Origin of the sequence: Mesorhizobium sp. M4B.F.Ca.ET.089.01.1.1 (assembly GCF_004022605.1) — a bacterium.
Lineage (GTDB): Bacteria > Pseudomonadota > Alphaproteobacteria > Rhizobiales > Rhizobiaceae > Mesorhizobium > Mesorhizobium abyssinicae.
The window spans coordinates 1-822 of sequence record NZ_RZOS01001023.1 but is presented as its reverse complement, the minus strand read 5'-3'; the positions used below and the strand labels follow the sequence as shown (position 1 = coordinate 822).

Annotated in this window: 1 protein-coding gene and 1 pseudogene; both read right to left on the bottom strand. The window is 68.1% G+C overall.

Annotation, left to right across the window (positions count from 1 at the left end; translation table 11 throughout):
* Positions 1-139: pseudogene (locus EN780_RS41140) on the bottom strand (RNA polymerase subunit sigma-70); the annotation flags it as partial.
* Between the two features lie 7 nt (positions 140-146).
* Positions 147-515 carry a YciI family protein gene (locus tag EN780_RS35775; protein WP_127285448.1) on the bottom strand — a complete coding sequence of 123 codons (369 nt, stop codon included), beginning with the start codon at positions 513-515 and terminating at the stop codon, positions 147-149.
* Between the last annotated feature and the right edge of the window lie 307 nt (positions 516-822).

The window sequence follows — 822 nt, the reverse complement described above, 5'->3', positions numbered from 1 at the left end:
CCGCGAAGGCATCCGCCAGCGCGTCCTCGGCGCCGGCGACATCGCGCGTGCGCGCCGCGAGAAAGGCGACCAGCTTGCCGTAGCTTTGCCGGGCGGCCGCTTCCGCCGCCGCCCGCGCGATCTCCGGGCGATTGTCCATCACTGGGTCAATTCGCGGAGGGATAGTCGCTCATTTCCCAGATCGGCCGCACCTCGATCGTGCCGGCGCTGGCGCCCGGGCAGCGCGCCGCCCAGGCGATGGCCGCATCGGCGTCCTCGGCCTCGATCATGTAGAAGCCGGCGAGCTGCTCCTTGGTGTCGGCATAGGGGCCGTCGAGCACATTGGTCTTGCCGTCTGCCGTGCGCACCGCCGTTGCGGATTGCGTCGGCCGCAGCCGGTCGCCGGCGAGCCAGGCGCCGGATTTCTTCAAAGCCTCGGTATAGGCGCCATAGGCGGCGCTGATCTGGTAGGTCTTCTCGCTCGGCGCGGTCGCCATCGCGGCTTCGTTTGCGTAGATTAAAAGCATGTATCGCATGGTCTTCTCCCGTTTTCTCGAAGGCCGCGTCATCGCCGGCCTGACCAATGTCGCCTGGGCCAGGCGGATTTCGACAGGTGCTGCGAAAATCTTTCGACCCGCGCGGCGCCTCGCGCAAGCGGGCGGCGATGATCCGTGAATCTGCGAGGATTGTCGGGGGGCCGAATCTCGCCGCCGGCCGGGCCCCCACCAGCCCTGGCGGGATTCTAGCCGATCAGCCGCTCCCGCAGTTCCGGCGACGGGAGCTCGCAGCTGTCCGTCCTGCCGAGCAGGGCGTAGCGATTCTTGGCGATGCGGTCGTAGAACC

What these genes read in the sequence shown, in the direction of transcription:
- EN780_RS35775 (WP_127285448.1), bottom strand. Translation starts at nt 515, where the DNA reads ATGCGATACATGCTTTTAATCTACGCAAACGAAGCCGCGATGGCGACC.